Below are 25,664 nucleotides of genomic sequence, written 5' to 3'. Positions count from 1 at the left end.
GCGCGTTTATGGGTCAAATCGGCCTCCAGCCGTTATGGGACAGGCGCCAGCAGCTCATTTTTCGATAGTAGGAAAGCTGAAAACGTGTTCAAGAACATCATCGTCTACCGCATTGCCCAGGGCTGGCAGCCCGACCTCACCGCCGTGGAGGAAGCGCTGGCCAAGACCCCGTTCGCGGAATGCGGCGCGACGCAGGAGCGCAGCGCCGGCTGGGTGCCCCCGCGCGGCGAGGCCCACGGCCCGCTGGCCGAGAGCGTGGCCGGCCAGTGGGTGCTGCGCTGGCAGAGCGAGGCCAAGGTGCTGCCCGGCGCCGTGCTGGCGCGCAAGGTGAAGGAAAAGGCCGAGCGCATCGAGCGCGAGACCGGCCGCAAGCCCGGCAAGAAGGAGTCGCGCGAACTCAAGGACGAGGCCAAGCTGGATCTGCTGCCCATGGCCTTCACCAAGCAGGGCTCGACCTGGGTGTGGATCGACCGCGAGGCGCGCACCCTGGTGATTGACGCCGGCAGCCAGGGCCGGGCCGACGAGATCACCACGGCGCTGGTGGAGGCCCTGCCCGGCCTGTCACTGGCGCTGGTGGACACCCAGACCAGCCCGCAGGCCGCCATGGCCCACTGGCTGCGCGAGCAGGAGCCGCCGGCGGGCTTTTCAATCGACCGCGAGTGCGAGCTCAAGAGCGCCGCCGAGGACAAGGCGGTGGTGCGCTACGCCCGCCACCCGCTCGATATCGACGAGGTGCGCGCCCACATCGAGGCCGGCAAGCTGCCCACCAAGCTGGCCATGAGCTGGGACGGCCGGGTGAGCTTCGTGCTGACCGAGGGCCTGCAGCTCAAAAAGGTGGCGCTGCTGGACACGGTGCTGGAGGGTCAGGCGCAGGACGACGGCGGCTTCGATGCCGACGTGGCGATCGCCACCGGCGAGCTGTCGCGCCTGATCGCCGACCTGGTGGAGGCGCTGGGCGGCGAGGGCCGTACCGGCCTGAGCGCACCCGCGCCCGTGTCCGCGACGGCCCCTGCGGCCGGCGACGACGACGCCCCGTTCTAAAAAACCCTGTCTCACTGAAGCGGCGGTCCACCGATGGCGCTGAACTGGGTGTGGATCGGCCTGTTCGCCACGGCCATCGCCACGGCCGCGGTGCGCGCCTGGCTGGGCGAACCGGAGATCTTCGGCGCGCTGCTGAAAGCCTTGTTCGACGGCGCGCGCTCGGGCTTCGAGATCTCGCTGGGCCTGGCCGGCATCATGGCCCTGTGGCTGGGCCTGATGCGCGTGGGCGAACGCGCCGGCATGGTGCAGCTGCTGGCGCGCCTGGCCGCGCCGCTGCTGGCCCGGCTGTTCCCGGCCGTGCCGCAGGGCCACCCGGCGCAGGGGGCCATCACCATGAACGTCTCAGCCAACCTGCTGGGCCTGGACAACGCCGCCACGCCCCTGGGCCTGGCCGCCATGCGCGAGCTGCAAGGCCTGAACCGCGAGCGCGAGGGCACGGCCAGCGACGCGCAGATCATGTTCGTGGTCATGAACACGGCCGGGCTGACGCTGATTCCCACGTCCGTCATCGCCATCCGCCAGAGTGTGGCCGTGCAGCAGGGCCTGGGCGCGGGCTTCAACGCGGCGGACATCTTTCTGCCCACGCTGATCGTGACCTTCATCTCGCTGCTGGCCGGCGTGCTGGCCGTGGCCGTGCGCCAGCGCCTGCCGCTGCTGCGGCCCAAGCCGCTGCTGGCCCTGGCAGGGGTGGGCGGGGCGCTGGCGGCGGCGGTGGCGCTGCTAGCGCGCCTGCCGGCAAGCCAAGCGGCGCGCATCACCTCCGCCGTGGGCGCGGGCACCATCCTGGCGGTGGTGCTGGCCTTCGTGCTGGCCGGTGCCTGGCGGCGGGTGAACGTCTACGAGGCCTTCGTGGACGGCGCCAAGGAGGGCTTTGGCGTGGCCGTGCAGATCATTCCCTACCTGGTGGCCATCCTGGCGGCCATCGGCGTGTTCCGCGCCGCCGGCTGCATGGACGCGCTGCTGGCAGCGGTCGGCGCCGCCGTGGCCGCGCTGGGGCTGGATACGGACTTTTTGCCGGCCCTGCCGGTGGGCGTGATGAAGGTGCTGTCGGGCGCCGGCGCGCGCGGCCTGATGATCGACGTGATGCAGGCGCATGGCGTGGATTCGTTCGCCGGGCGCCTGGCGGCCATCATTCAGGGCTCGACCGAGACCACCTTCTACGTGCTGGCCGTGTACTTCGGCAGCGTGGGCGTGAAGAACACCCGCCACGCCCTGGCCTGCGCGCTGCTGGCCGACGCGGTGGGCGTGGTGGCGGCCATCGTGGTGGGCTACGCGCTGCTGCGCTGACGGCGGCTCATTCGCCGGTGAACCGGGGCGCGCGCTTTTCCAGAAAGGCGCGCACCGCCTCGTCGTGGTCGCGGGTGTAGTGGGCCAGGGCCTGGTAGGCGGCGGCCATCTCCAGCGACGAGGCCAGGCTGGCGTGCAGGCTCTCGCGCAGCAGCTTCTTGCTCAGGCGCAGCGTGGGCCCGGGGTTGGCGGCGATCTTGTGGGCCATGGCCAGGGCCGCCTCCATCAGCTGGGCGTGGGGCACCACCGAGTTGACCAGGCCGATCTCCTGCGCCCGCCGGGCGTCGATGGTCTCGCCAGTCAGCATCAGCTCCATGGCGCGCGGTGCGCCCACCGTGCGCGCCAGCAGCCAGGCGCCGCCGTCGGCCGGCACGATGCCCAGCTTGACGAAGCTGCTGGCGAACTGGGCCTGCTCGGAGGCGATGCGGATGTCGCACATGCACGACAGGTCCATGCCGGCGCCGATGGCCGGGCCGTTCACCGCGGCGATGGTGGGGATGTCCAGCTCGTACAGCGCCAGCGGGATGCGCTGTATGCCCTGGCGGTAGGCATTGCGGATCTGCAGCGGCGAGCCGGCCGAGAAGCCTTTCTTGTCGCGCATGTGCTTGATGTTGCCGCCCGAGGAAAAGGCCGAGCCGGCGCCCGTCAGCACCACGGCCTTGACGCTGGTGTCGCGCGCCAGCTGGTCGCACATGTCGACGAATTCGAGCATCTCGTGCTCTTCGGACAGCGCGTTGCGCTTGTCCGGCTGGTTCATGGTCAGCACCACGACGGGGCCGTGGCGTTCGTTCAAGAGGAAGCCGCTCATGGATGCTCCAGGCTGAGGGATGGGTCGATGCGCAGGTGCTCCTGCCGCCGGTCGGTGATCTGCTCCCAGAAGGGCAGGGGCGAGGCCAGCACGCTGCGGCCGATGGCCAGCGACCACCACTGGCTGTTGCCGAATTCGCTGCGCCAGGACCACAGGCGCCGCGTGAGGAAGTGCAGGTGGTGCTCGTAGGTGAAGCCGATGGCGCCGTGCGTGCCGTGGCCCACCGAGGCGACGTGGCCGGCGGCTTCGCTGGCGCGCAGCTTGGCGGCGGCCACGGCCAGCAGGTGGCCCGGCAGGCCGGCGCGGGCGAAGGCGAAGGCCGCGCCGGCGCCCGCCGCGGCGGACTCGCAGCCGGCCGTGGCCAGCTGCTGCTGTATGGCCTGGAACTTGCCGATGGGCTTGCCAAACTGCACGCGTTCGCCGGCGTACTGCACGCTGGTCTGCACGATGCGCTCCATGGCCCCGGCCATCTGCGCGCTGCGGGCCATGGCGCCGTGCACGCGCACGGGTGCGGCCAACTCTGGCTGCGGCCAGGGAGCGGCCGCCACGGGCACGGCGCCGTCCAGCAGCAGGCGGTCGCGCGGCTCGCGCGCCACGTTCAGGTCAGGCTGCAGCTGCGCGCTGGCGCGCGCCACCAGGGCGATCCAGGGCCGGCCCTGGGCGTCCAGTGCATCGACGACGACGTGGGCGCACTGGCGTGCCCAGGGCACGTGTGCCACGCTGCCGCTCAGGCGCCACGTGCCGGGGCCGCCTTCCAGGCGCAGGCCGGCGCAGGCGCCGTCGCCCAGGGTCAGCGCGCCCTCGGGCAGGTCGATGCCGGCCTGGTCGAGCAGGGCGGCCGCGAGCAGGTTCTCGGCCAGCGGCAGGGGCAGGGCGTGGGCGCCCATCAGCTGCAGCAGGGGATAGATGTCGCTCCAGGGCAGGCCGGCGCCGCCGCCGGCCTCCGACACGGCCGCCAGGGCGAAGCCGCTGTCCTCCAGCGTCTGCCAGACGTCGGGCAGCTCGGGGCCGTGCTGCTCCTCGCAGTGGCGCAGGAATTCGGAGGTGCACTGGTCGGCCAGCAGGCGCTCCAGGCTTTGGATCAGTAGGTCTCGCATCGCCGCCGCCTTTAACGCAGCCCCAGGCCGCGCGCAATCACGCCCCGCAGGATTTCGCGGGTGCCGCCCCGAAGGGAAAAAGAGGGTGCCACCTGCATGGTGTAGGCCAGCACGCGGGCAAAGTCCCCGTCGCCCTGCAGGCTGGGCTGCACATCCAGCAGGGTGTGCATCAGCTCGGGCATGCGCTGCTCCAGCGTGGTGCCCAGCTCCTTGACGCAGGCGGCCTCCAGGGCCGGGTCACGGTGCGCGTCCAGCTGCGCGGCCACCGACAGCGACATCTGGCGCAGCACCACCATGTGGGCCACCAGGTTGCCGATGGCGGCCTGCACTGCCGCCGAGGGGCGGGTGCCCACCGTGCGCAGCAGCTCGGCCAGCAGGGCCACGGTGCTCAGGTAGCGTTCGGGGCCGCTGCGCTCGAACGCCAGCTCGGACATGACCTGCTGCCAGGCCTGGCCCTCGGTGCCGATCAGGTGGTCATCGGGCACGAAGACCTCGTCGAACACCACCTCGTTGAAGTGCGACTCGCCCGCCAGGTCGCGGATGGGACGCACCGTGACGCCCTCGCTGTGCAGCGGGATGATCAGCTGCGTCAGCCCCTCGTGGCGCTGCGAGCCAGGCGTGGTGCGCACCAGCGTGATCATGTAGTGGCAGCGGTGGGCGTTGGTGGTCCACAGCTTGGTGCCGCTGACGCGCCAGCCGCCCTCGACGCGCACTGCCTTGGTGCGCGCCGCGGCCAGGTCGGAGCCGGAGTCGGGCTCGCTCATGCCGATGCAGAAATACGACTCGCCGCGCACGATGGGCGGCAGGAAGTGGCGCTTTTGCGCCTCGGTGCCGTAGGCCAGGATCAGTGGGCCGCTCTGGCGGTCGGCCGTCCAGTGGGCCAGCACGGGGGCGCCGGCGGCCATCAGCTCCTCGGCCAGCACGTAGCGGCACAGCGCCGACTGCCCGCCGCCGCCGTACTCCACGGGCCAGGTCATGCCGATCCAGCCCCGCTCGGCCAGCGCCTTGGTGAAGTCAATGCTGAAGCCCATCCACGAGTGCGCCCGGTCGGCACGCGGGTAGTCCTTCAGAGCTTCCTGCAGGAATTGCCGGATCTCCTGGCGCAGGGCGTCCGCCTGGGGCGGCAGCTCGCAGGGTTCGAAGGCGTTGGCCAGCATGTCAGAGCACCCCCGCATCGCTGAGAGCCTGGACCTCGCCCTCGGACAGGCCCAGCACCTCGTGCAGCACCTGCCGCGTGTGCTCGCCCAGCAGCGGCGGCGGGCGGTCGTAGGCGATGGGATGCTCGCTGAAGCGGATGGGGTTGGCCACCAGCGGCACCTTGGCGTGGGCGTTGGCGGGGTGCTCGATGTCCACCTGCATGCCGCGGTGCACGGCCTGCGGGTGGGCAAAGCTCTGCTGCACGGTGTTGATGGGCCCGCAGGGCACGCCGCGCGGGCCCAGATCCTCCAGCCACTCCTGCGTGGTGCGCCGGCGCACCATGCGCTCCATCTCGGCCACGATGGCCTGGCGGTTGCGCACCCGGTCGGCGTTGGTGAGAAAGCGCGGGTCCTGCGCCACCGCAGGCTCACCCGCGGCCTCGCAGAACTTGCCGAACTGGAAGTCGTTGCCGATGGCCACGATGATGTGGCCGTCCTGCGTGGGAAAGGCCTGGTAGGGCACGACGTTGGGGTGGGCGTTGCCGTAGCGGCGCGGCACGCTGCCCGAGATCAGGTAGTTCTGCGCCTGGTTGGACAGCATGGCCAGCTGGCAGTCAAAGAGCGCCATGTCGATGTACTCGCCGCCGCTGCCCTGGCGGTCGCGCCGGGTCAGCGCCGCCAGGATGGCCACGGTGGCGTACATGCCGGTCATCAGGTCGGCGACGGGCACGCCCACCTTCTGCGGGCCGCCGCCCGGCATGCCATCGGGTGTGCCGGTCAGGCTCATGAGGCCTCCCGTGCCCTGGATCATGAAGTCGTAGCCGGCCTGCGCGCTGAACGGGCCGCTCTGGCCGAAGCCGGTGATGGAGCAGTAGATCAGGTTGGGGTTGACCTGCTTCAGGTCCTCGTAGGACAGCCCGTAGCGCGCCAGGTCGCCGACCTTAAAGTTTTCGATCAGCACGTCGCTCTGCGCGGCCAGTCTGCGGATGATGTCCTGACCGGCCGGGGCGGCGATGTCCAGCGTCAGCGACTTCTTGCCCCGGTTGGCGCACAGGAAGTAGGCGGTCTCGCTGGTGTCGCGGCCCTGCTGGTCCTTCAGGAAGGGCGGGCCCCAGGCACGGGTGTCGTCGCCCTTGGCGGGGCGCTCGATCTTGATGACCTCCGCTCCCAGGTCGGCCAGTGTCTGGCTGGCCCAGGGCCCGGCGAGGATCCTCGACATGTCGAGAACCCGCAGATGCGACAGTGCTGCGCTCATGGTTCGGCTTTTTCCCTTCAGTCTTTGGGCAGCGTCTTGGCGATGGCCTCGTAGGCGGGCAGCTCGCGCTCGATGGCGGCGCTCCAGCTGGCGCCGTCCAGGTAGGACAGGAAGGGTGCGTCGTTGCGCGCAGCCTTCACGTATTCCGGGTCCTTGATGGCCGCTTCGATGGCCTTTTGCAGCCGGGCCAGGATGGGCGCGGGCACGTTGTTGGGCGCGGCGAAGCCCCGCTCGGCCGTCATCTCCACCGGATAGCCCTGCTCGAACGAGGAAGGCACGTCGCCCAGGCGCTCGACCTTGCTGCGCGTGAACTGGCTGAGCATGCGCAGCGGCACGGGCTCGGCCTCGGGATTCATCATGTCGGAGGCGGACATGAATGCCAGGTCCAGCTGCTTGGACACCAGCGCCGTGCGCTGCTGCGCGTTGCCGCTGTAAGGGATGGAGTTGATCTGGACCTGCGCCGCCTTGTCGAAGTTGATCATGGCGATGTGGCCGTTGGTGCCGATGCCGTTGTGCCCGCCGGAGACCGACTGCGGGTCCTTCTTCAGCTGTCCGACCACCTGCTGCAGGCTGGTGTAGGGGCCGTCCTTGCGCGTGACGACCACGGTGGGGTCGCTCACCACCCGCGCCACCAGGGTCAGGTCCTTGGTGGTGTAGGAGGTCTTGCGATGCATGGGCAAAAAGAAATAGCCCGGCAGGTTGACGATGCCGATGGTGTAGCCGTCGGGCTTGGCGCGCATCACCTGCGCCACCGAGATCTCGCCGCCCGCACCGGGCTTGTTCATGATGGCCAGGTTGGCCCCGTCACCCAGGTGTTTGGCGATGAAGGGCGCGATGGTGCGCGCCATGATGTCCGTGGTGCCGCCGGGCGCAAAGCCCACCACCACCTGGATGGGCGCGTCGGACGGCCAGGCGGCATGCGCCTGCGGCGCCCACGCCAGCAGCGCCAGCCCCAGTGCGCCGCTGCCCTTGGCCAGCCGTGCGAAGAAGTTCTTTTCCATGCTGTCTCCTGTACGTTCTTGTCCTTGGAGAGCGCAGCATAGGAAGAATCCGTTGAGAAAATAAGCGATATTTATTCAACAGATCACATTCTTAAAACGAATGTCCGATCAGCCCGAACCGGCGGACCACAGGGGGTTGGGCATGTCGAAGTCGATCTCCTGCACCACGGCGGCGCGCATGCGGGCCACCAGCTGGCGCGTGTCGTCGCGGCGCCGGATGAAGCGGTAGGCGATGGTGGGCAGGGGCGGGTCGCTGCGCAGCTCCACCAGCATCTTGCGCCGCACCAGGGGCTGCACGTAGTGGCGCGGCAGGAAGCTGATGCCCATGCCCGCCACCGTCATGGCCAGGATGGTGGTCAGGCTGTTGCAGGGCAGCACCTCGCGCAGCTGAACGCCGGCGTGGGTGGCCCAGGCCTGCAGCGGCTCGGCCAGGCCGGAGTCCACGCTGGAGGCGATGACCGGGTGCAGCGCCATGCGCGCGGCGTCCAGCACCGTCCCGCGCTTGAGCCGCGCCGGCGAGGCCATCCAGGAAAAGTCCACCTCGGCGATGGTCTCGCAGTGCAGTTCGGCCGACACGGAGCTGCCGGTGACCACGGCGCAGTCCAGCTTGCCGCGCTCCACCAGGCGCTCCAGCTCCTTGGTCAAGCCCACCTGGGGGTGGATCTGCAGCAGCGGGTATTGCTGCCCCACGGCGGCCACGAAGGCCGGGAACCAGGTGGTGGCCGACAGCTCGCTGATGCCGACGTGGCAGCGCCCCTCGATCACCTCGCCGCGCGCCAGCGTCTCGCGGATGTCGTTCTCCAGGTCCAGCATGGCGCGCACCCGCGGCAGCAGGGCGGTGCCGGCCGGTGTGAGCTGGGCGCGTTGGCCGGAGCGGTCGAACAGGGCGTTGCCCAGGCTGTCCTCCAGTTCGGCGATGCGCTTGGACAGCGTGGACTGGGTGACGTGCAGGCGCTCCGCGGCGATGGCGAAGGTGCCCAGCGTCGCCGCCCAGTAAAAGGCCTCCAGTTGCTTGAGTGTCATGGCCGTGCATTCTCCGTGTGTGCCCCGGCGACGCTTCGCTGCCGTTTATTCCTTTTCTGGTTTTTAAACATAGTGGTAGTAGGTAGAGCCGGGCCCAGGCTGTGCGCAAGCCGGTTTTTTCCTTGCGCATCAGCAGCTTGGCGTGGCGCCAAGGGTGTGGGCAGGCGTGGCGGCGGACGGCTGCGGTTTGGGGAGAACTCTGCAGGGCGGCGCCGGGGTGTGGATAACATCATGGTTGCGGGGAAAATCTCCCCACAGTTGTCCACACCGCGTGGAATGAGCATGAAAAACGGCTCAAAGCCAGGCAGGACAAGCGCTAGAAGCTATCAATCAAATAGCATTAACCCCGAAACCCCCTCGCCCCGAGAACACTTCCGTGACCGACGCCTCCCTGATCCCCCTGCCTGACCGCCTCGCCATCGACCCGCGCAGCCCGCACCACGCCGCCGCCGTGTTCCAGCAGCCGGCGGAGATCGGCATCCGCTTCAACGGCAAGGAGCGCTTCGACGTGCAGGAGTACTGCGTGAGCGAGGGCTGGATCAAGGTGCCCGCGGGCAAGACGCTGGACCGGCGCGGGCAGCCGCTCCTGATCACGCTCAAGGGCAGCGTGGAGGCGTTCTACAAGCCGTGATTGCGCAGCGCGCGCAAGCGCCCAACAGCCACAGGGGGCCGCGAGGCCCCCTGTGCTTTTTTCACGGCTTTGCCGGGCGTGGCCGGCACACCCGGACGGTCGTCATTCGCCCTTGAACTGCGGCGTCCGCTTGGCGAAGAAGGCCTCGATGCCCTCGCGCAGATCGGCCGTGCGGGCGCAGGAGTCGAAGGACTGGGCCTCGGCGGCCAGCTGGGCGGCCAAGTCGCGGTCCAGGCTGGCGCGCATCAGGCGGCGCATATGGCCATAGGCCACGGTGGGGCCGCTGGCGATGCGCTCGGCGAAGGCGCGCGCGGCGGCGTCCAGCTCGGTGGCGGGCAGCACGCGGTTGACCAGGCCCAGGCGCAGCGCGTCGTCGGTGGTGAAGGTCTCGCCCAGCAGGGCGATCTCCAGCGCCTGGCGCAGGCCGACCAGGCGCGGCAGCGCCCACGAGGCGCCGACGTCGCAACTGGTTCCCAGGTTGATGTAGGCCAGGTTGAACTTGGTGCCTTCGGCGGCCAGCACGAAGTCGCACATCAGCATCAGCGACAGGCCGGCGCCGGCCGCGGCGCCGTGCACCTGGGCGATGACGGGCGCGTCCAGCGCCTGCAGCAGCAGCAGGGTCTCGTTCAGCGGGCCGAGCAGGTCCTGGGCGGCCTGGACCGGATCGGCGCGCAGGGCGGCCAGGTCGCCGCCGGCGACGAAGGCGCGGCCGCTGCCCTGCAGCAGCACGGCGCGCACGTCGCCGTCCTGGGCGATGGCGCGCACGGCGTCGCGCAGGGCCAGGGCGGCGGGCAGGTCCAGCGCGTTCATGGACGCGGGCCGGTTGAAGCGCAGCGTGGCTACGGCGCCCTGGCGGCTGATGATGAGGGGGGCGGTATCGGTCATGTTTGCTATTGAAAAGTGAGCTGCCAGCGCTTGTGCATCAAGCGCTGGAGGCCATTTTCTTATGAATACAGCGCCTCGATCTCGCCGGCGTAGGTCTTGTAGATGCTGGCGCGGCGCACCTTCATGGTGGCGGTGACTTCGCCATCGTCGTGGTCCAGCTCTTTGGTGAGCAAGTGGAACTTGCGGATCTGCGCCACCTGGGCCAGCTTGGCGTTGCCGGCGGCGATCTCGGCGTCGATGAGCTGGCGCACCTCCGGCGTTTCGACCAGCGAGCGGAAGTGCGTGAAGGCGATGCGCCGTGCCTCGGCCCACTTGCCCACGGTCTCCATGTCGATCTGCACCAGGGCGCCGACGAACTTGCGGCCGTCGGCGACGATGATGCATTCCTTGATGAAGGGGCTGGCCTTCATGGTGTTCTCGATCTCCGAGGGCGTGAGGTTCTTGCCGCCGGCGGTGATCATGATGTCCTTGAGGCGGTCCACGATCTTGATCTGGCCGTCCACCTCGCTCACCACGTCGCCGGTGTGCAGCCAGCCGTCCACGATGCTTTGCGCCGTGGCCTCGGGGTTCTTGTAGTAGCCGGCGAAGACCATCTCGCCCCGGATCTGGAATTCGCCGTTCTCGCCCAGGCGGTACTGCACGCCCTGCGTGACGGGGCCGACGGTGCCGATGTGCACCTGGTCCAGCCGGTGGCCGGTGACCATGCCGGTGGATTCGGTCAGGCCGTAGACCTCGATCAGCGGCACGCCCAGGGTGCGGAAGAACCGCACCACGTCCGGCGCGATGGGCGCGGCGCCGGTCAGCGCCACGTGGGCTTTGCGCAGGCCGATGAAGTTCTGCAGCGCGCGCAGCACCAGCGCGTAGTGCAGGGCGTAGCGCGCGCGCTCAAGGAGCGACCACTGCGCGCGCGGCTTGTCCGCCAGCGGCGCGCAGCCGGCCATGGCGCGCGCGTACAGGCCGCGGCGCAGCGCGCCCGTCTCCTGCATCTTGATGGTGATGGACGAGTGCAGCTTTTCCCAGATGCGCGGCACGCCCAGGAACATGCTGGGCGCCACCTCGCGCAGGTCCTCCTGCACGGTGCGGATGGATTCGCCGAAGTTGACGGTGCAGCCCAGGAACAAGGGCACGAAGGTGGTCAGCATCTGCTCGGCCACGTGGCACAGCGGCAGATAGGACAGGTGCGAGGCGCCGGCCTGCAGCTGCAGCCGCTCGGCGATGCCCGGCACCACGCCGCGCATGTTGCGCCAGGAGATCATGGCGCCCTTCGGAGCCCCGGTGGAGCCGGAGGTGTAGATCATCAGCCCGATGTCGTCGAGCCGCTGGCGCGCCAGCAGTTCGTCGATGCGGGCCTGGCTGTGCACGCTCTCACCGAGCTTTTCCACTTCGGCGAAGGCGGTGATCAGGGCGCGCTGCTCTGGCGCGAAGCTGCGCAGGCCCTTGGTTTCCATGACGATGATCTTCTTCAGGCGCGGCAGGCGGGGCAGGGCCTCCAGCACCTTGTCGGTCTGCTCCTGGTCCTCGCAGACCATGATCTCGATGTCGGCGTGGCCGACCACGTAGGCCACCTCGGCCGTGGGGCTGGTCGGGTACACGCCCACGGTGATGCCGCCCACCAGGCCTGCGCCCATCTGCGCCACCACCCATTCGATGCGGTTCTCGGCGATCACGCCCACATGCCCGCCAGGCGGCAGCCCCAGCTGCAGCAGGCCCTGGCCGAAGTGGCTGGCGCGCAGGTAGTACTGGGCCCAGGTGAAGGGCTTCCAGATGCCGAAGTCCTTTTGCCGGATGGCGACGCGCCCCGCGTCCTGCTGCGCGCGCTGGCGCAGCATCTGCGGCAGGGTGAGTTCGGGGAGTTTCATGACAGCCATCTCTTGCGGCGTTTGTAGTGCTTGATGTCCTTGAAGCTCTTGGCCTCGCCGGCCCCGCCCATGCCCAGATAGAACTCGCGCACGTCCTGGTCGGCCGCCAGGCGCTCGGCCGGGCCGTCGATGACGATCTTGCCGTTCTCCATGATGTAGCCGCTGTGCGCCACGGCCAGGGCCACGGTGGCGTTCTGCTCCACCAGCAGCATGCTGGTGCCGCGCTCGGCGTTGATGCGGGCGATGATGGTGAAGATGTCCTCGGTGAGCTTCGGGGAGAGGCCCAGCGAGGGCTCGTCCAGCAGGATCAGCGCCGGCTGGGCGATGAGGGCGCGGCCGATGGCCAGCATCTGCTGCTCGCCGCCCGACAGGTAGCCGGCCAGACCCCGGCGGCGCTCGTGCAGCCGCGGGAAGTACTCGTACACCAGGTTGAAGTCGGGTCGCGCGGCGCCTTCGCGGCCGGAGAGGGCGTAGGTCGAGGCGACGAGGTTTTCCTCCACCGTCAGGTCCTCGAACACGCGCCGGCCCTCCATCACGTGCGACAGGCCGCGGCGCACCAGCTGCTGGGGCGCGAGGCGCGCCGTGTCCTGGCCGTCGAAGGCGATGCGGCCGGAGGCCAGCAGCCCGTCCTCCAGCGCCAGCAGGCCGGAGATGGCCTTGAGCGTGGTGCTCTTGCCCGCCCCGTTGCTGCCCAGCAGCGCCACGATCTGCCCGCGCGGCACCGCCAGCGACAGCCCGCGCAGGGCCTGCACGACCTTGTTGTAGACGACCTCGATGTTGTTGACTTCGAGGACCAGGTCTATGGCTTGCTGGGTCATGTTAGTAATTCATGGCGCTGGGTGCTACCCACGGCCTGCGAAACTGGCGCAACCCAGGCCAGGGCCGCCGTGCAAGGGCCGCCCCGCAGCACGGGCGGCGTCTCCCTTCCCACGCGCAGCGTGAGAGAAGGGGGAAGCGGCGCAGCCGCTCAGGGGGTTGTCCGAATTCACAGTTTTATCCAGTCGGAGGCGGCAACCATCTTTTGCGCCTTCATGTCGGCGCGGTACACGCGGCCCACGGGAATGGAGTTGCCGCTGATGGTGATCGGCACGCCGATCAGCCCGCCGGTGTCGAAGTCCTTGATGGAGTTCAGCGCGGCCTTGAGGTTGTCGCCCGTGAGCGGCTTGTTCGCCTCCAGCGTGCGCTTGGCCGATTCGAGGAACAGCATGGCGGCCAGGAAGCCCTGGATGTAGGCCGTGCTCTGGTACTCCGGGCGCATGGCGCGGATCTTCTCCAGCATCGGCGCCTTCTCCGTGTCGTAGTAGTAGCGAAAGGGCATGACGCCCATGAAGCCGTCGCCGTCCGGGCCCATCTTCATGACGGTGGAGCTGTCCATGGTCCAGAAGGTGCCCATCCACTTGCTGGTCATGCCTTGCTGCTTGCCCTGGGTGATGAACTCGGGGATGGGCGCCAGGATGTAGCCGTGGAAGATGGTGTAGTCCGGCGCGGCGCGGCGCAGCTTGATGACCTCGGTGGACACGTCCACGCTGCCGGCGGGGGTCATGATCTTGATGGGCACCGTCAGGCCCAGCTTCTTGGCCAGGGCCTCGCTGGAGTCGATGGGGTCGCGGCCGAACTCGGAGTCGGAATAGACGAAGGCCACCTTGGCGCCGGGCTTTTCCTTGGCGATGTGCTTGAGCAGGATGCCGAACATCTCGGTGTAGTCCGGCCCGACGAGGAACTGGTGCGGGTACTTCTTGGGGTCGTTCAGCTCGGTGGCGAACGAGGCGCCGGCCATCAGGATGTTGCCGTTGCGGTCCAGCTCGGGGTTGATGGTCTTGGCGAAGCCCGTGGAGTCGCCGTAGTACAGGTTGACCTTGTTCTGGCTGGTGATCTTCTTGAAGGCGGCCACCGACACGTCGACCTTGTAGCCCGTGTCCTCGGGCACGTACTTGACCTTGCGGCCCTTGATGCCGCCGGCGTCGTTGACGATCTTCACGTAATCCTGGATGCCGGCGTTGATGCCCACGCCGGCGAAGGCGAAGACGCCGGTCATGGGGATGGAGCCGCCGATGACGATGTCCTCGGCCCCCTGCGCCAGCACGGACAGCGGCTGGGTGAGGGCGGCGGCGCCGGCGGCGGCTGCCGTCAGCATGATGCGGCGGCGGCGGGGGGAAATGCGTTGCTGTGCCATGTCTGTCTCCTCGTTGTCAGTCAGTCAGTCAATCAATTGCGGAAGGGCCACAGGTGGAAGAACCGGCGCACGCGGCGCCACATTTCTGCGAGCCCCAGCGGCTCGAAGACCAGAAAACCGATGATCAGCGCGCCGAACACCACCAGGCGCACGGGCGAGAGGAAGACGGCCAGCTCGGCGCCGCCGGGCAGCAGGTCGACCAGGAGCTTGAGCACCTCGGGCACCAGCGTCATGAACACCGCGCCCAGGATGCCGCCCAGAATCGATCCCATGCCGCCGACGATGATGGCCGCCAGGAAGAAGATCGACATGGACAGCGGAAAGCTCTCGGGCGTGACCACGCGAAAGAAATACGCCCACAGCCCGCCCGCCAGGCCGGCGTAGAACGAGGACAGGCCAAAGCTCAGCAGCTTGTAGCGCAGGAGCGGTATGCCCAGCACCTCGGCCGAGATGTCGCGGTCGCGGATGGCGATGAAGGCCCGGCCGATGCGGGTGCGGAACAAATTGGCCGCGCCCAGCAGCATCAGCAGCGTGACGGGCACGATCAGCCAGTACAGGCGAAACGACGTGTCCAGATCGATGCCGAAGAAGCGCCCCGGCTGCATGGACAGCCCGGCCGTGCCACCGGTGAGCTGGAAGTTGGCGAACAGAAAATGCGCGATGAACGACGCGGCGATGGTCACGATGGCCAGGTACAGGCCCTTGACGCGCAGCGAGGGAATGCCCACCACCATGCCGCCCACCATGGCCACCAGCCCCCCGGCCAGCAGGTTCACGAGCAGCGGCGTGCCCCAGCGCGCCTGCAGGATGGCCACCGTGTAGGCGCCCAGGCCCATGAAGGCCGCCTGGCCCAGACTGACCAGGCCGGTGTAGCCGGTGAGGATGTTCAGCCCCGTGCTGCTGGCCACGTTGATGGCGATCAGGCAGGCCAGGTACAGCCAGTAGTCGCTGGCCATGAAGGGAAACAGCAGCAGCGCGGCGGCGGCGACGGCCAGCCACGCATGCTGGGTGCGCGAGTCGAACAGCGCGGCGTCGCCGGTGTAGCTTTCCTTGAGGGTTCCGATGCGCATCTACAACCTCTCTATCTCTCGGGTGCCGAACAGGCCGTAGGGCCGCGCCATCAGGATGGCCACCAGCACCACGAAGGTCGCCAGCAGCTTGTATTCACCGCCCAGGTAGGCGCCGGCCAGGGCCTCCACCAGGCCGATGACCAGGCCGGCCACCAGGGCGCCCAGCACGCTGTCCAGCCCGCCGACGATGACGACCACCAGCACCGACAGGCCGAACACGCCCATGCTCGATGAAATGCCGCCGATGGAGCCGACGATGATCCCGGACACCGCCGCCAGCATGGCCGAGACCACCCAGGACAGCGAGAACACGCGCGGCACGTTGATGCCCACGGAGTAGGCGGCCGCCTGGTCGCTGGCCGTGGCGCGCAGGGCCACGCCGCCGCGCCAGAAGCGGAACACCAGCAGCACGGCGGCGATGAACACGGCGGCGATGACGGCGCCCCAGAAGACCTTGGGCGCCAGGAAGGCGTCGCCGATCATGATGGGCTGGGTGGGCATGAAGTCCGGCAGGCGGCGCTGGTCGGCGCTCCAGATCATCTCCACCAGGCCGACGAGCACCGAGCCCAGGCCCACGGTGACCATGAAGGCGGAAATCGGCGGCTCGCCCAGCAGCGGGCGGATCATGGTGCGCTCGATCACCGCGCCCAGCAGGCCACACGCCAGCACCGCGGCGGGGATGGCCAGCCACAGCGGCAGGGACCACATCGCGGCGAAGGTGAAGAACAGGTAGCCGCCGGCCATCAGCATCTCGCCGATGGCGATGTTCACCACCCGCGTGGCCTTGTAGACCATGACGAAGGCCAGCGCCGCCAGCGCGTACAGCCCGCCGCTGGCGATGCCGGTGAGGCTGATCTCGAACAGGTAGGCCCAATCCATCATGCGGCTACCTGCGTGCGGCCGGCGGCGGCCTGCAGCTTGGCGCGCAGCGCGCCCACGTCGCCCGAGCCAAGGTAGGCGCGGCCCACCTCGGGGTCGGCCTGCACCTGCGCCGGCGTTCCTTTGGCGATGACCTGGCCGAAGTTCAGCACCACCACATGGTCCGACAGGTCCATGACCATGCCCATGTCGTGCTCCACCATCAGCACCGTCACGCCCCACTCGGCGCGCACGTCCAGGATGAAGCGGGCCATGTCCTCGGTTTCCTCGCGGTTCATGCCGGCCACGGGCTCGTCCAGCATGAGGATCTCGGGCTGCATGGCCAGGGCCCGGGCCATCTCCACGCGCTTTTGCAGGCCGTAGGACAGGGCGGCCACGGGCGCGTGGCGGATGTGGTCGATCTCCAGGAAGTCGATGATCCGCTCCTCCACGTCGCGGCGCAGCTCGGCCTCCTCGCGCCGGGCGCGGCCGACGTACAGCAGCGCGTCCAGCACGTTGGTTTTCAGATGCGCATGGCGGCCCAGCTTGATGTTGTCCAGCACCGTCATGCCGCGAAACAGCGCGATGTTCTGGAAGCTGCGCGCCAGGCCCAGGCGTGCGCGCTGCGGCGCGGGCACGCGGGTGATGTCCTGGCCCTTGAACCGGATGCTGCCCGCCGTGGGGCGATAGAAGCCCGAGATGGTGTTGAACAGCGAGGTCTTGCCCGCGCCGTTGGGCCCGATGACGGCGGTGATGGAGCCGCGCTGCACGGCAAAGCCCACGCCGGAGAGCGCGCGCACGCCGCCAAAGGCCAGCGTCACGCCGTCGACTTGCAGCAGGGGCGGCGCGCTGGGAGCGGTGCCGCCGGGCGCAGGCGTTGTGTCCATCGGTCTCCTCTACGGGTTTCTCGCAACCCGGCTTTTTTCTACTCGTACGTAGACTGGTTACTTTGAAGTAGATTCTTGGAGCGCCCCGCCACCCCAGGCATCCGGACTTTCCCGGTAACGCAACCGTCCGACCGCTGCATGGCCACCCAACTTCGCCGTACTCCCCGCCCCGATGTGGCCGCCGCCGCAGATGCCGCCGCGCCCGCAGCCTCGCCCTGGTCGGGCGCCGGCGAGCGCCAGCGCCAGCGCGAGGCCAAGCGCAATGCCGTGCTGTCCACCGCCGCGCAGATGTTCAACGAGCGCGGCTTTCACGCCACCTCGCTGGACGACATCGCCGCGCGGCTGCACGTGAGCAAGCCCACGCTGTACTACTACGTGAAGAACAAGGACGAGATCCTGCTGGCCTGCGTGGACAAGGGCCTGCGCATGACGCTGCAGGGCATCGAGGCCTCGCGCGCCGCCGGCGGCAACGCCGTGGACCAGCTGCGCGCCTGCATGCAGGTGTATGCCGGCATCGTCATGCAGCCCTTCGGCATGTGCCTGATCCGCGTGGGCGACGAGGAGGTGCCCGAGCCCGCGCGCGGCGAGCTGCGGCGCATGAAATCCGAGATCGACCTGGCCTTCCGCCGCTTGGTGGCGCAGGGGGTGGAAGACGGCTCCCTGGCGCCCTGCGACCCGAAGATGACGGCCTTCGTCATCGCCGGAGCGCTCAGCTGGATCGGGCGCTGGTACCAGCCCGAGGGCGCGCACACGCCCGAGGAGATTGCGCAGCAGTGCATAGAGACGCTGCTGGGCGGGGTGCTGGCACGCGCGCCCCGCACAACACGCAGCACTGCAAAAAAGAGAGCTGCCAGCGCTTGATGGACGGGCGCTGGAGCTGTTTTGGCTTGTAAAGCTGAGGCGCCGCGCTACAGCGCCATCGACGCCCGCTCGGCCATCTGCGCGCGCCAGCGCAGCAGGTGCGGGTGGCGCTCTTCCTGCGGCTTGCACTTGACGATGCGGGCGAAGTCCACCGCCACCACGGCCGTGATGTCGGCGACGCTGAAAGCATCCGTGGCGACGAACTCGCGTCCCTGCAGGCGTGCGTTCAGCAGGTCGAAGAACTGCGCCGTGCGCGCCAGCCCGCGCTCGGCGAGCTGCGGGATCTGCGCGTAGGCCACGCTGCCCGGCAGCGCCCGCCCGGCCATGGCCGGCGAGCCGTTGCGCAGTGCCTCGGCCACGGCCAGCAGGCCGTCGAACTCCATGCGCCAGTTCCAGCTGGCGATCTCGGCCTTCTCCTCGGGCGTGGTGCCCAGCAGCGGCGGTTCGGGAAAGCGCGCCTCCAGGTACGCGGCAATGGCGGCGTTGTCGGCCAGCAGCAGGCCGTCCTCGGTGCGCAGGGCCGGCACGGTGCACTGCGGGTTGATCTGGCGGTAGGCCTCGCCCAGCTGCTCGCCGTTTTTCAGGTCCACCTGCACGGTGTCGTGGGCCACGCCCTTTTCGGCCAGGAAGATGCGCGCGCGGCGCGGGCTGGGCGCGCTGGCGCAGTCGTACAGGGTGAGGGGCATGGGCGGGTCTCCTTGATGATTCCTGGCGGCGCGGCCTTCAGGCGGCGGGCTGCAGCTTGTCCTGGGTGCGGGTGTCGAAATCGCTGGCGTCGTGGCGCTCGTGCAGCTGGCTCTCGGGTGCGCCGAAGGTGCGGTTCACCTTGCGCCCGCGCTGCACGGCCGGGCGCCGGGCGATCTGCTCGGCCCAGCGCAGCACGTGTGTGTATTCGTGCACCTGCAGGAATTCGCCGGCCTCGTACAGCTGGCCCTTGGCGAGCAGCCCATACCACGGCCAGGCGGCGATGTCGGCCACGGTGTAGTCGGCTCCGGCCAGGTATTCGTGCTCGGCCAGGCGGCGGTTCAGCACGTCCATCTGGCGCTTGACCTCCATGGCGTAGCGGTCGATGGCGTACTCGATCTTGAACGGCGCATAGGCATAGAAGTGCCCGAAGCCGCCGCCCAGGAACGGCGCGCTGCCCATCTGCCAGAACAGCCAGGACAGGCACTCGGCGCGGCGTGCCGGCTCTGGTGGCAGCAGGGCGCCGAACTTCTCGGCCAGGTACATCAGGATGGCGCCGGACTCGAACACGCGCACCGGTTGCTCTGGGTTGCTGCGGTCCAGCAGCGCGGGGATCTTGGAGTTGGGGTTGACGGAGACAAAGCCGCTGCCGAACTGGTCGCCCTCGTTGATGCGGATCAGCCAGGCGTCGTATTCGGCGCCCACGTGGCCCAGGGCCAGCAGCTCCTCCAGCATGACGGTGACCTTGACCCCGTTGGGCGTGCCCAGCGAGTACAGCTGCAGCGGGTGGCGGCCGACGGGCAATTCCTTGTCATGCGTGGGGCCGGCCACCGGGCGGTTGATGTTGGCGAAGCGGCCGCCGTTGGCCTGGTTCCATTGCCAGACGGCGGGCGGGGTGTAGGCGGTAGTGGGCTCGGTCATGGGCGGGTCTCCTGAGAAAGGGCAGGGCGCATGGCGCCGGTCGGCTTGCGAGTATGCGGCGGATGAGCCGCGGCCGCAGGTTTGGGTGTTTTCGACCTCTAACCCTTATCCTTCAAGCGCAAGAAGCTATGAAAATAGAAGCAAGCGGCGCCGCCGCGCCTGGCGCGCTAATGCGCCGCCAGGTCGTCCAGGATCGGGCAGTCAGGCCGCTCGTCGCCCTGGCAGCAACCCACCAGCTGCTGCAGGCTGCGCTGCATGGCCTGCATGGCGGCGATGCGTTCGGCCAGGTTGTCGATGTGCTTTTGCGCGATGCGCTTGACCTGGCTGCTGGCGCGCGCCTTGTCCTGCCACAGGCCCAGCAGCTGGGCGATTTCCTCCATCGAGAACCCTAAGTCGCGCGCGCGGCGGATGAAGCGCAGGGTGTGCACGTCGGCCTCGGCGTATTGCCGATAGCCGCTGCCCGTGCGCGCCACGGGCGTCAGCAGGCCCAGGCTTTCGTAGTGGCGCACCATGCGCGCGGACACGCCCGCGCGCTCGGCGGCCACGCCGATGGGCACGGGCCAGCGGGCGGCGCGGGGCGCGTTCACGCGGCGACCTGGTAGCCCTCTTCGCGGATGGCGTTGGCGATGGCGTCGCGCGACTTGTCGCTGTCCACCGTGACCTGGCCCGTGGCCAGGTCCACCTTGACGAGGGCGTCGGTGTCCACCTCGCGCACGGCGTGCACCACGGCGCGCTCGCAGTGGCCGCAGGTCATGCCCTGGACGGTGAATTGGTGTTGCATGGCGGTTTCCTTTCCTGAAAACGCAAAAATCGAACAAAGGGCGGGGTCGAGGCGGCCATCATGAAGCTTGACACGATGGCAAAGTCAAGCGGGCGCGCGGCCCTTGACTCTGACATGCTGTCAAGGTTTAAGGTGGCGCCATGACTTCCCCTTCCACTTCTTCGGCCGCCATGTCCGCCCCCGCCGCCGCGCTGGACCTCGGCGTGGGCGGCATGACTTGCGCCAGCTGCGTGGCCCGCGTGGAGCGCGCGCTGCGCAAGCTGCCCGGCGTGCAGGACGCGGCCGTGAATCTGGCGACCGAGTCGGTGCACCTGACCTACGACGCCGCCCAGGCCGCCGACATGCCGGCCCTGGCGCGCCGCGCCATCCGCAACGCCGGCTACGAGCCGCGCACGCCGCAGACCGAGCAGGCCGCGGCCGGCGCCGATTCGCCCTGGGCCGGTTTCATGCCGGTGGGCATCGGCCTGCTGCTGTCGGCGCCGCTGGTGCTGCCCATGGTGGGCGACCTGTTCGGGCAGCACTGGATGCTGCCGGCGTGGGTGCAGTTTCTGCTGGCCACGCCGGTGCAGTTCATCCTGGGCGCGCGTTTCTACAAGGCCGGCTGGCACGCGGCCCGGGCGCTGACCGGCAACATGGATCTGCTGGTGGCTCTGGGCACCAGTGCCGGCTATGGCCTGTCGCTGTGGCTGTGGGCCACTGCGCCCGAAGGGCATGCGCCGCACCTGTACTTCGAGGCCTCGGCCGTGGTCATCTCCCTGGTGCTGCTGGGCAAGTGGCTGGAGGCGCGGGCCAAGCGCCAGACCACCGCGGCCATCCGCGCGCTGCATGCGTTGCGCCCGGACGTGGCGCACCTGCTGGGCCGGGACGGCGAGGTGGACGTGCCCATCGCCGAGATCCTGGCCGGCGACCGTCTGGTGGTGCGCCCGGGCGAGCGCATCCCGCTGGACGGCACGGTGCTGGAGGGCCAGACGCAGGTGGACGAGTCCATGCTGACCGGCGAACCCCTGCCCGTGGCGCGCGAGCCGGGTGACCGCCTGACCGGCGGCGCCATCAACGGCGAGGGCCGCGTGCTGATGCAGGTGACGGCCGTGGGCAGCGAGACCGTGCTGGCACGCATCATCCGGCTGGTGGAGGACGCACAGGCCGCCAAGGCGCCCATCCAGCGCCTGGTGGACCGGGTGGCGGCCGTGTTCGTGCCGGTGGTGCTGCTGATCGCCCTGGCTACGCTGACGGGCTGGCTGTGGAGCGGGGCGGGGCTGGAAAGCGCCCTGATCCACGCCGTGGCCGTGCTGGTCATCGCCTGCCCCTGCGCCCTGGGCCTGGCCACGCCGGCGGCCATCATGGCCGGCACGGGGGTGGCGGCGCAGCACGGCGTGCTGATCAAGGACGCCGAGGCGCTGGAAACGGCGCACCGCGTGACCACCGTGGCCTTTGACAAGACCGGCACGCTGACCGTGGGCCAGCCGGTGCTGACGGCGTTTCACGTGGAACCAGACGGCGACGAAGCCGCGCTGCTGGCTGCCGTGGCCGGCGTGCAAAGCGGCAGCGAGCACCCGTTGGCGCGCGCGGTGGTACAGGCAGCAGGCGCACGCGCCCTGGCCGTGCCCGAGCCGCAGGACGTGCGCGCCGTGCCCGGCCGTGGCACCGAAGGCCGCGTGCAGGGCCGTGACTGGCTGGTCGGCAGCCTGCGCTGGATGCAGGAGCTGGGCGCAGGACTGGGCGCGCTGCAGGCGCCGGCCGAGGCGCTGCAGCAGGGGGGCGCCACCGTCTCCGCTCTGGCCGAGCGCACGCCAGGCGGCGCCCTGGCCGTGCGCGCCCTGCTGGCTTTCGGCGACGAGCCCAAACCCGGCGCACGCGCGGCGTTGGCCGAGCTCAAGGCCCGCGGGGTGCGCTGTGTGATGATCTCTGGCGACAACCGGGGCGCGGCGACCGCCATGGCGCGCCGCCTGGGCCTGGACCCGGAAGCCGGTGAAGTCATGGCCGAGGTGCTGCCAGATGGCAAGGCCGACGCCGTGCGCCAGCTGCAGCAGGGCGGCACGGTGGTGGCCATGGTGGGCGACGGCGTGAACGACGCGCCCGCCCTGGCCGCCGCCGACGTGGGCCTGGCCATGGGCAATGGCACGGATGTGGCCCTGCACGCCGCCGGCATCACGCTGATGCGTGGCGAGCCCCGCTTGGTGGCGGCGGCGCTGGACATTTCGCACCGCACCGTGGCCAAGATCCGCCAGAACCTGTTCTGGGCCTTCATCTACAACGTGGCCGGCATTCCCCTGGCGGCGCTGGGCTACCTGAGCCCGGTGATGGCCGGCGCGGCCATGGCGCTCAGTTCGGTCAGCGTGATGACCAATGCTTTGCTATTGAAGCGCTGGCGTGGTTGAGAAATTTGCACACGCGCACTTGGTAGGTTCCCGTACACTGCAACTTTTTGTTGCAAGTTAAACGGCGTCCTGCTTCCCGCACCCCGCGGTATGGGGCGCCCTGAGAGACAGGGACATGAACTTCTACGCACTGATGCGGGCCTTTACGATCCGTACCCGCATGATCGGCGCCATTGCCGTGGTGATGCTGTTGCTGGCGCTGCTCGGCAGCGCAGGGATGATGGGCATGCTGCGCATTCACGCGCAAAGCCAGGCCTTCATCGACCAGTCGCACGCTGCCGTGGCGCTGCTGGGCCAGCTGCGCGGCGACCTGGGCCAGGTGCGCCAGTACGAGAAGGACATGATCATCAACTACGAAAAGCCCGACCAGGTGCGCATGTCCAAAACGCAGTGGGAGGGTGCGCTGGACGGCGCCGAGCGCCTGACGCAGGAGTTCGCCCGCGTGCTGTCCGAGGACGATCGCGCGCAGGCCGCCCAGGCGGGTGAATACCTGCAGGCCTATCGCAAGCTGTTTCAGGGCGTGGCGCGCCAGCTGGAAGACGGCGGCTACGACACCGCCACCATTGCCAATCGCATGAGCGAGCGCGCCGTGGAGCAGTTCGCCAACGCCAACGCCCAGGTCCAGCAGCTGGAGAAGGCGCTGGCCATCGACGTGCAGGAGGCCATTGCCGGCCAGAACCGCATCGCCGAACAGACCAAGTGGCTGTTCATCCTGGCGGTGATCGTCGCCGTGGTGGTGGTCGTGCCGCTGACGCTGCTGAACATGGTCTCCATCTGCCGCCCGCTGGAGGCGGCGCGCTCCATGGCGCAGGCCATCGCCGGGGGCGATCTGTCGCAGCACGTGCAGGTGCAGGGCCGCGACGAGGCGGCCGACCTGCAGCGCACCCTGGTGGAGATGCAGCAGGGCCTGTCCGGCCTGGTCTCGCAGGTGCGCGACGCCAGCGGCAGCATCGCCACCGCCAGCCAGCAGATCGCCACCGGCAACCAGGACCTGTCCGCCCGCACCGAGCAGACGGCCAGCAACGCCCAGGAGGCGGTGGCCTCGCTGTCGCAGCTGACGGCCACGGTGCAGCAGACGGCCTCGTCCTCGCAGGTGGCCAACCAGCTGGTCACCTCGGCCTCGGGCACCGCCACGCGCGGCGGCGACATCGTGGCCCAGGCGGTGACCAGCATGCACGGCATCGCCAGCTCCAGCCGCAAGATCGGCGACATCATCGGGCTGATCGACTCCATCGCCTTCCAGACCAACATCCTGGCGCTGAACGCGGCCGTGGAAGCCGCGCGCGCCGGCGAGCAGGGCCGGGGCTTTGCCGTGGTGGCCGGCGAGGTGCGCAGCCTGGCCCAGCGCAGCGCCGCCGCGGCCAGCGAGATCAAGCAGCTGATCGGCACCAGCGTGGCCGCCGTGGACGGCGGTGTGCGCCAGGTGGAAGACGCCGGCCGCGCCATGCAGGAGATCGTGGGCAGCGTGCAGCGCGTGACGGACATCATCGGCGAGATCAACTCCGCCGCCGCCGAGCAGTCCGCCGGCATCGGCGAGGTCAACGGCGCCGTGGGCGAGATCGACCGCATGACGCAGCAAAACGCCGCGCTGGTGGAGGAGAGCGCCGCCGCCGCCGAATCCCTGCGCGAGCAGGCGGCGCGGCTGTCGCTGGTGGTGCAGCAGTTCCGCCTGGCCGACGAGGGCGAGCACGCCGGCCTGCACATGGCAGCCGCAGCTGCCACCGCCGCGCCGGCGCCTTCGCCGGCCCTGCAGGCCCAGCCGGGGGCGCTGCGGCTGCAAGGCTGATGCGCTATTGATTCAGTAGCTGCTGGCGCTTGTACGACGAGCGCTGGAGGCCGATTTGGCTTGAAAACAAAAAAGGGGCGCCGCGGCGCCCCTTGCTGTTTCAGCCCTGGCCGTTCAGGGCAGGGTAATCGGTGTAGCCGTGCTCGCCGCCGCCGTAGAAGGTCGCGCGGTCCGATTCGTTCAAAGGCGCGCCGGTGCGCAGGCGCTCCACCAGGTCGGGGTTTGAGATGAAGGCGCGGCCGAAGGCCACGGCGTCCGCCCGGCCGCTGGCCACGGCCTGGGCAGCCATTTCGCCGTCGTAGCCGTTGTTGACGATCCACGCGCCCTGGCCGCCGGCGCTGCGGTAGGCGGCCTTGAAAGCGTCGTAGTCGAAGGGGCGGCCCTCCACCTCGCGCGGGCCGCCGGTGGAGCCCTCGATGACGTGGATGAAGGCCAGGCCCAGCGGCGCCAGCTGGCGCGCCAGGTACTCGTACAGGGGCTGCGGGTCGGCGTCCACGATGTCGTTGGCCGGGGTGACGGGCGACAGGCGCAGGCCGGTGCGGTCGGCGCCCACGGCGTCGGCCACGGCACGGGTCACTTCCAGCATCAGCCGCGCGCGGTTTTCGATGCTGCCGCCGTAATCGTCCGTGCGCTGGTTGGCGCCGGTCTTCAGGAACTGGTCCAGCAGGTAGCCGTTGGCGCCGTGGATCTCCACGCCATCAAAGCCCGCCGTCTGCACCGCGTTGCGCGCTGCGGCGGCGAAGGTGTGGACGATGCCGGGCAGCTCCTCGGCCTGCAGCGCGCGCGGCGCCGAGGTGGGCTGAAAGCCGCCCTTGCCGCTGGCCTGGTCGATCAGATAGGTCTTGCTGTGCGCCGTGACGGCGGAGGGCGCCACGGGCGCGCCGCCTTCCGGCTGCAGGCTGTCGTGCGACACGCGGCCCACATGCCACAGCTGGCAGACGATGGTGCCGCCGGCCTCGTGCACTGCGTCGGTCACGCGCTTCCAGCCGTCCAGCTGCTCGCTGCCATACAGGCCGGGCACGTCGGCATAGCCCTGGGCCTGGTGGCTGATGGCCGTGCCCTCGGAGACGATCAGGCCGGCGCTGGCGCGCTGGCGGTAGTAGGTGACGTTCATCTCGCCGGGCGTGGCCTGGGGCGCGCGGTTGCGCGTCAGCGGGGCCATGGCAATGCGGTTGGCCAGACGCAGCGCGCCGGCTTGCAGGGGGTCGAACAGGGTGGTCATGAGAAAAATTCTTTTTTGAA

At 69.5% G+C, this 25,664-nt stretch carries 24 protein-coding genes; 6 read left to right on the top strand and 18 right to left on the bottom strand.

Annotated features, from left to right (window positions below; translation table 11 throughout):
- The first annotated feature begins 84 nt into the window (after nucleotides 1-84).
- Both RT282_RS00660 and RT282_RS00655 read left to right on the top strand, forming a co-directional pair.
- Complete coding sequence (locus RT282_RS00660) at nucleotides 85-1,041, top strand: recombination-associated protein RdgC (protein WP_313311134.1); 957 nt, start codon at nucleotides 85-87, stop codon at nucleotides 1,039-1,041.
- 33 nt (nucleotides 1,042-1,074) lie between these two features.
- Nucleotides 1,075-2,328, top strand: coding sequence for a nucleoside recognition domain-containing protein (locus tag RT282_RS00655; protein ID WP_313311132.1), 1,254 nt, complete (start codon nucleotides 1,075-1,077; stop codon nucleotides 2,326-2,328).
- A gap of 7 nt (nucleotides 2,329-2,335) precedes the next feature.
- Here the strand turns inward: RT282_RS00655 and RT282_RS00650 are convergent, their stop codons facing one another.
- From RT282_RS00650 to RT282_RS00625, 6 genes are all read right to left on the bottom strand, one after another.
- Nucleotides 2,336-3,136: a crotonase/enoyl-CoA hydratase family protein gene (locus tag RT282_RS00650; RefSeq protein WP_313311131.1), complete on the bottom strand. Its 801-nt coding sequence runs from the start codon at nucleotides 3,134-3,136 to the stop codon at nucleotides 2,336-2,338.
- Nucleotides 3,133-4,233, bottom strand: a complete 1,101-nt coding sequence (locus RT282_RS00645; protein ID WP_313311130.1) for an acyl-CoA dehydrogenase family protein — start codon at nucleotides 4,231-4,233, stop codon at nucleotides 3,133-3,135. Before RT282_RS00645 ends, RT282_RS00650 begins: the two co-directional genes overlap by 4 nt.
- An 11-nt stretch (nucleotides 4,234-4,244) precedes the next feature.
- Nucleotides 4,245-5,390: an acyl-CoA dehydrogenase family protein gene (locus RT282_RS00640; protein WP_313311129.1), complete on the bottom strand. Its 1,146-nt coding sequence runs from the start codon at nucleotides 5,388-5,390 to the stop codon at nucleotides 4,245-4,247.
- Nucleotide 5,391: 1 nt separating this feature from the next.
- Nucleotides 5,392-6,624 carry a CaiB/BaiF CoA-transferase family protein gene (locus RT282_RS00635; protein ID WP_313311128.1) on the bottom strand — a complete coding sequence of 411 codons (1,233 nt, stop codon included), beginning with the start codon at nucleotides 6,622-6,624 and terminating at the stop codon, nucleotides 5,392-5,394.
- A 17-nt stretch (nucleotides 6,625-6,641) separates the two neighbouring features.
- The gene (locus RT282_RS00630; protein WP_313311126.1) at nucleotides 6,642-7,625 is read right to left on the bottom strand and encodes a tripartite tricarboxylate transporter substrate binding protein; all 984 of its coding nucleotides are present in this window, start codon (nucleotides 7,623-7,625) and stop codon (nucleotides 6,642-6,644) included.
- Between the two features lie 108 nt (nucleotides 7,626-7,733).
- Nucleotides 7,734-8,648, bottom strand: coding sequence for a LysR family transcriptional regulator (locus tag RT282_RS00625; RefSeq protein ID WP_313311124.1), 915 nt, complete (start codon nucleotides 8,646-8,648; stop codon nucleotides 7,734-7,736).
- A 376-nt stretch (nucleotides 8,649-9,024) separates the two neighbouring features.
- Here RT282_RS00625 and RT282_RS00620 point away from each other — a divergent pair, with 376 nt between their 5' ends.
- Nucleotides 9,025-9,279 (top strand): DUF3297 family protein, encoded by a 255-nt coding sequence (locus RT282_RS00620; protein ID WP_312304564.1) that lies wholly within the window; start codon nucleotides 9,025-9,027, stop codon nucleotides 9,277-9,279.
- A gap of 102 nt (nucleotides 9,280-9,381) precedes the next feature.
- Here RT282_RS00620 and RT282_RS00615 read toward each other — a convergent pair whose 3' ends face one another.
- The 7 genes from RT282_RS00615 to RT282_RS00585 all read right to left on the bottom strand — a co-directional run bounded on the left by RT282_RS00615 (nucleotide 9,382) and on the right by RT282_RS00585 (nucleotide 17,011).
- A complete protein-coding gene (locus RT282_RS00615; protein WP_313311123.1) occupies nucleotides 9,382-10,164 on the bottom strand; it encodes an enoyl-CoA hydratase-related protein in 783 nt (260 codons plus the stop codon).
- A gap of 59 nt (nucleotides 10,165-10,223) precedes the next feature.
- Nucleotides 10,224-12,023, bottom strand: a complete 1,800-nt coding sequence (locus RT282_RS00610; RefSeq protein ID WP_313311122.1) for an AMP-binding protein — start codon at nucleotides 12,021-12,023, stop codon at nucleotides 10,224-10,226.
- Nucleotides 12,020-12,841, bottom strand: a complete 822-nt coding sequence (locus tag RT282_RS00605; RefSeq protein WP_313311120.1) for an ABC transporter ATP-binding protein — start codon at nucleotides 12,839-12,841, stop codon at nucleotides 12,020-12,022. The genes RT282_RS00610 and RT282_RS00605 overlap by 4 nt, the downstream gene beginning before the upstream one ends.
- 167 nt (nucleotides 12,842-13,008) lie before the next feature.
- Nucleotides 13,009-14,196, bottom strand: a complete 1,188-nt coding sequence (locus RT282_RS00600; protein ID WP_313311119.1) for an ABC transporter substrate-binding protein — start codon at nucleotides 14,194-14,196, stop codon at nucleotides 13,009-13,011.
- Between the two features lie 32 nt (nucleotides 14,197-14,228).
- The gene (locus tag RT282_RS00595; protein ID WP_313311118.1) at nucleotides 14,229-15,266 is read right to left on the bottom strand and encodes a branched-chain amino acid ABC transporter permease; all 1,038 of its coding nucleotides are present in this window, start codon (nucleotides 15,264-15,266) and stop codon (nucleotides 14,229-14,231) included.
- On the bottom strand, nucleotides 15,267-16,148 hold the full coding sequence (locus RT282_RS00590) for a branched-chain amino acid ABC transporter permease (protein WP_409519424.1): 882 nt from the start codon (nucleotides 16,146-16,148) through the stop codon (nucleotides 15,267-15,269).
- Nucleotides 16,145-17,011 carry an ABC transporter ATP-binding protein gene (locus tag RT282_RS00585; RefSeq protein WP_313311116.1) on the bottom strand — a complete coding sequence of 289 codons (867 nt, stop codon included), beginning with the start codon at nucleotides 17,009-17,011 and terminating at the stop codon, nucleotides 16,145-16,147. Before RT282_RS00585 ends, RT282_RS00590 begins: the two co-directional genes overlap by 4 nt.
- Nucleotides 17,012-17,149: 138 nt before the next feature.
- Between RT282_RS00585 and RT282_RS00580 the strand changes: the two genes are divergently transcribed.
- Complete coding sequence (locus tag RT282_RS00580; protein WP_313311115.1) at nucleotides 17,150-17,872, top strand: TetR/AcrR family transcriptional regulator; 723 nt, start codon at nucleotides 17,150-17,152, stop codon at nucleotides 17,870-17,872.
- 47 nt (nucleotides 17,873-17,919) lie between these two features.
- Here RT282_RS00580 and RT282_RS00575 read toward each other — a convergent pair whose 3' ends face one another.
- From RT282_RS00575 to RT282_RS00560, 4 genes are all read right to left on the bottom strand, one after another.
- Nucleotides 17,920-18,558, bottom strand: a complete 639-nt coding sequence (locus tag RT282_RS00575) for a glutathione S-transferase (protein WP_313311113.1) — start codon at nucleotides 18,556-18,558, stop codon at nucleotides 17,920-17,922.
- A 37-nt stretch (nucleotides 18,559-18,595) separates the two neighbouring features.
- Entirely contained in the window at nucleotides 18,596-19,477 is an 882-nt protein-coding gene (gene yghU / locus RT282_RS00570) for a glutathione-dependent disulfide-bond oxidoreductase (RefSeq protein WP_313311111.1), read from the bottom strand.
- Between the two features lie 167 nt (nucleotides 19,478-19,644).
- The gene (gene cueR / locus RT282_RS00565) at nucleotides 19,645-20,064 is read right to left on the bottom strand and encodes a Cu(I)-responsive transcriptional regulator (protein WP_312307367.1); all 420 of its coding nucleotides are present in this window, start codon (nucleotides 20,062-20,064) and stop codon (nucleotides 19,645-19,647) included.
- A complete protein-coding gene (locus tag RT282_RS00560; protein ID WP_312757036.1) occupies nucleotides 20,061-20,258 on the bottom strand; it encodes a cation transporter in 198 nt (65 codons plus the stop codon). The genes cueR and RT282_RS00560 overlap by 4 nt, the downstream gene beginning before the upstream one ends.
- Nucleotides 20,259-20,398: 140 nt before the next feature.
- Here RT282_RS00560 and RT282_RS00555 point away from each other — a divergent pair, with 140 nt between their 5' ends.
- Nucleotides 20,399-22,636 (top strand): heavy metal translocating P-type ATPase, encoded by a 2,238-nt coding sequence (locus tag RT282_RS00555; RefSeq protein WP_313311110.1) that lies wholly within the window; start codon nucleotides 20,399-20,401, stop codon nucleotides 22,634-22,636.
- Between the two features lie 115 nt (nucleotides 22,637-22,751).
- Nucleotides 22,752-24,422, top strand: coding sequence for a methyl-accepting chemotaxis protein (locus RT282_RS00550; protein ID WP_313311108.1), 1,671 nt, complete (start codon nucleotides 22,752-22,754; stop codon nucleotides 24,420-24,422).
- A gap of 100 nt (nucleotides 24,423-24,522) precedes the next feature.
- Here the strand turns inward: RT282_RS00550 and RT282_RS00545 are convergent, their stop codons facing one another.
- Entirely contained in the window at nucleotides 24,523-25,644 is a 1,122-nt protein-coding gene (locus RT282_RS00545) for an alkene reductase (protein WP_313311106.1), read from the bottom strand.
- Nucleotides 25,645-25,664 lie beyond the last annotated feature (20 nt).

This window comes from Pulveribacter sp., assembly GCF_032079985.1.
Taxonomy (GTDB): Bacteria; Pseudomonadota; Gammaproteobacteria; order Burkholderiales; family Burkholderiaceae_C; genus Melaminivora.
This window is presented reverse-complemented; position numbering and strand designations above follow the sequence as displayed.